Source organism: Kitasatospora sp. MBT63 (genome assembly GCF_000710465.2).
In the GTDB taxonomy this organism is placed as follows: Bacteria; Actinomycetota; Actinomycetes; order Streptomycetales; family Streptomycetaceae; genus Kitasatospora.
Window position 1 is genome coordinate 1 of sequence record NZ_JAIZ01000680.1, and the last position, 3192, is coordinate 3192.

Sequence of the window (3192 nt, forward strand, 5' to 3'; positions counted from 1 at the left end):
GCCAAGGTCACCGTGACCTACCAGCGCGACGGGCAGACCAAGACCGTCGACGTCACCCTCGGCAGCCTCTGACGGGGCTCCGCGACCGGCACCACCCACCGGACCCGGGCCCGGCGGACCGCGCACACATGGGAGGCGGACCGCCGGGCCCGAACCACGCCCGGCCGCGGCCCCGCCCGGTCAGGGACGGGCCGCCCTGGTCCGCCACGGCAGCTCCACCGTCACCCCGGTCGGACCGCCCGCCGGGCTCTCCACCAGGAACACCCCGTCCACCGCGTCGATCCGCTCCGCCAGCCCGGCCAGCCCGCTGCCCGGGTACGCCGCCGCGCCGCCCCGCCCGTCGTCCTGCACCAGCAGCATCAGCCGGTCCTCCACCCGCCAGACGTCCACCGTCGCCGAGCGCGCCCCCGCGTGCTTGGAGATGTTGGTGAGCAGCTCGCTGACGGTGAAGTAGGCGATCCCCTCCACCGCCGAGTCCGGCCGCTCGGCGCCCTTCAGGTCGACGTGCACCTTGACCCCGCCGGGCGCCGTGCAGCGCGCCGCCACCGCCGACAGCGCCGCGTCCAGGCCGCGGTCGGTCAGCACGGCCGGGTGGATGCCCCGGGCCAGGTCGCGCAGCTCCTGCAGGGCGAGCTTGACCTCGCCGTGCGCCGCACCCACCATCGCAGCGGCCGCCGCGACACCCTCCGGGGTGTCGGTCTCGGTCAGCTTCTCCTTCGCCAGGCCCAGGTCCATCGCCAGCGCGACCAGCCGGGCCTGCGCGCCGTCGTGCAGGTCCCGCTCGATCCGGCGCAGGTCGGCGGCGGCGGTGTCGACCACGGCGCCCCGGTCGTCCTCCAGCTCGTGCACCCGCTGCACCAGCGCGTTCGGCGCCAGCAGGCTCTCCACCAGCATCCGCTCCAGCGCGGCCATCCAGCGCACCACCCAGGGCAGCACCGGCCAGCCGACCACGAGCAGCACCAGGGTCACCGTGAAGCTGATCAGCCCCCACACGAACAGCACCACGTTGAACAGTGCCGACCGCCAGCCCAGCGAGTCCGTCAACAGGGCGATCACCCAGCCGGAGACCCCGCTGCGGCGCTGCACCAGCGGGCCCGGCTCCTCGGCCGTACTGCCGAGCGCGGCCCGCGCCCTGGTCCGTTCGACCCGTCCGAGCCCCCGGCAGCCCGCCAGCCCGGCGGCCAGCAGCGGCAGGCCGAGCACGGTCACCGACAGGGCGAGGCCCACGGTCAGCGTCGTCACGGTGAACACGAAGCCGGCGATCCCCACCGGCAGGTTCAGCAGCAGGTGCTGGACCTGACCCCACAGCTGCGCCCCGTACAGGGACGGGCGGCGCGACTGCGCCGGCCGGTGCTCCGCGGTATCCATCCGACTTCCACCCTCTCGATCGACCAGGTGGCACCCAGCATCCCGGTAGCGGCGGCCCCGGGGCCATGGGGGTGATCTCCGTTCGCTCCCGGGGGATAACCCCACCACCCCGTACCCGCGGGTAGGGTGCCCGGTCGCCGTCTTGAGGACCGGGCAGGTGCGGGATCAGCGAGGCCGTGCACTTAGACTCACGCCGTAGCGATGGTTATGGGTGTGTAAAGAAGAGCGGTGATCCTGCCGGGCCCCGGGCCCGGCCGGGCGGCCCGATGTGGAGGCGAACGCATGGAGGGGCAGCTGGTGGCTGCCGACCCTGCCGTGGGCAGCGGCTACTTCGACGCGTATGCGGCGGTAGGCCTGCTGGCGGTCATCGGCGTGCTGTTCGTCGCGGTGGCGTTCACCGCCAACCGCCTGCTGCGCCCGGCGGTGTACTCGCCGGAGAAACTGCTCACCTACGAGTGCGGCGTCGACCCGGTGGGCGAGGGCTGGGCGCACACCCAGGTCCGCTACTACGTCTACGCGTTCCTGTACGTGATCTTCGCGGTCGACGCGATCTACCTGTTCCCGTGGGCGACGGTGTTCGCCGCCGCCGGCTACGGCGCGGCCACCCTGGTGGAGATGTTCGTCTTCATCGCCTTCCTCGCGGTCGGACTGCTCTACGCCTGGAAGAAGGGCGTTCTGGAATGGACGTGACCCACTCGCACGGTTCCGGCGGGCCCGTACCGCTGGGGATGCCCGACCCCGCGCGCCCCGGCGCCGCGGTCGAGCAGCGCCGGCTCGGCCCGCTGGCCCGGCTCGCGCCGGACCCGGTCAAGGTGGTGCTCAACTGGGGGCGCCGCTACAGCCTCTGGTGCTTCAACTTCGGCCTCGCCTGCTGCGCGATCGAGTTCATCGCGGCGTCGATGGCCAAGCACGACTTCATCCGGATGGGTGTCATTCCGTTCGCGCCGGGCCCCCGCCAGGCCGATCTGATGATCGTCTCGGGCACCGTCACGGACAAGATGGCCCCGGCCGTCAAGCGCCTGTACGAGCAGATGCCCGAGCCCAAGTACGTGATCTCCTTCGGCGCCTGCTCCAACTCCGGCGGCCCCTACTGGGACTCCTACTCCGTCACCAAGGGCGTCGACCAGATCATCCCGGTCGACGTCTACGTGCCCGGCTGCCCGCCCCGGCCCGAGGCGCTGCTCCAGGGCATCCTCAAGCTCCAGGAGAAGATCGCCGCCGAGTCGCTGCCGGAGCGCTACGCCGCGCCCGTCTCCGCGCTGCGCCGCCCGCTGGTGGCCGGCCCCGGGGAGGCGGACCGATGAGCCGCACCCCCGAGGAGACCGCCGCCGAGATCGGCGAGTGGGCCACCGCCGCCGAGGCGTACCAGCTGCTCACCGTCGACGTCCCGGCCGAGCACTGGATCGAGGCGCTCACCGCCGCCCGCGACCGCCTGGGCCTGAGCTACTTCGACTGGCTGAGCGCCGTCGACGAGCTGGCCGACGGCTACGCGGTCTGCGCCCACCTCGCCGCCCCCGGCGCGGGCACCGTCCGCCACCTGCTGCTGCGCACCCGGATCCCGCGGGACAAGGCCGTGCTGCCGACCGCCGTCGAGGTCTACGCCGGAGCCGGCTGGCACGAGCGGGAGACCAACGAGATGTTCGGCATCGACTTCGCCGGGCACCCGCACCTGGTCACCCTGCTGCTGCCGGACGGCTTCGAGGGCCACCCGCTGCGCAAGGACTTCGTGCTCGCTGCCCGGGTCGCCAAGGCCTGGCCGGGCGCCAAGGAGCCGGGCGAGTCCGAGGGCGACGGACCGGCCCGCCGCAAGATGCAGCCGCCCGG

Annotated in this window: 4 protein-coding genes; 3 read left to right on the plus strand and 1 reads right to left on the minus strand. The window is 73.3% G+C overall.

What is annotated here, in order from left to right; genetic code table 11:
- Positions 1-180: 180 nt before the first annotated feature.
- Positions 181-1368: a sensor histidine kinase gene (locus AA75_RS35760; protein WP_051814029.1), complete on the minus strand. Its 1188-nt coding sequence runs from the start codon at positions 1366-1368 to the stop codon at positions 181-183.
- Positions 1369-1650: 282 nt separating this feature from the next.
- On the opposite strand from AA75_RS35760, the gene AA75_RS35765 reads away from it, so the two are divergent.
- The 3 genes from AA75_RS35765 to AA75_RS35775 form a co-directional block, all read left to right on the plus strand.
- Positions 1651-2058: an NADH-quinone oxidoreductase subunit A gene (locus AA75_RS35765; RefSeq protein ID WP_033824561.1), complete on the plus strand. Its 408-nt coding sequence runs from the start codon at positions 1651-1653 to the stop codon at positions 2056-2058.
- Complete coding sequence (locus AA75_RS35770) at positions 2049-2672, plus strand: NADH-quinone oxidoreductase subunit B (protein ID WP_033824562.1); 624 nt, start codon at positions 2049-2051, stop codon at positions 2670-2672. Before AA75_RS35765 ends, AA75_RS35770 begins: the two co-directional genes overlap by 10 nt.
- Positions 2669-3192: NADH-quinone oxidoreductase subunit C (locus AA75_RS35775; RefSeq protein WP_033824563.1), on the plus strand; the 524-nt coding region annotated here is incomplete at its 3' end. The genes AA75_RS35770 and AA75_RS35775, both read left to right, overlap by 4 nt.

What these genes read in the sequence shown, in the direction of transcription:
- AA75_RS35760 (WP_051814029.1), bottom strand. Translation starts at nt 1,368, where the DNA reads ATGGATACCGCGGAGCACCGGCCGGCGCAGTCGCGCCGCCCGTCCCTG.
- AA75_RS35770 (WP_033824562.1), top strand. Translation starts at nt 2,049, where the DNA reads ATGGACGTGACCCACTCGCACGGTTCCGGCGGGCCCGTACCGCTGGGG.
- AA75_RS35765 (WP_033824561.1), top strand. Translation starts at nt 1,651, where the DNA reads ATGGAGGGGCAGCTGGTGGCTGCCGACCCTGCCGTGGGCAGCGGCTAC.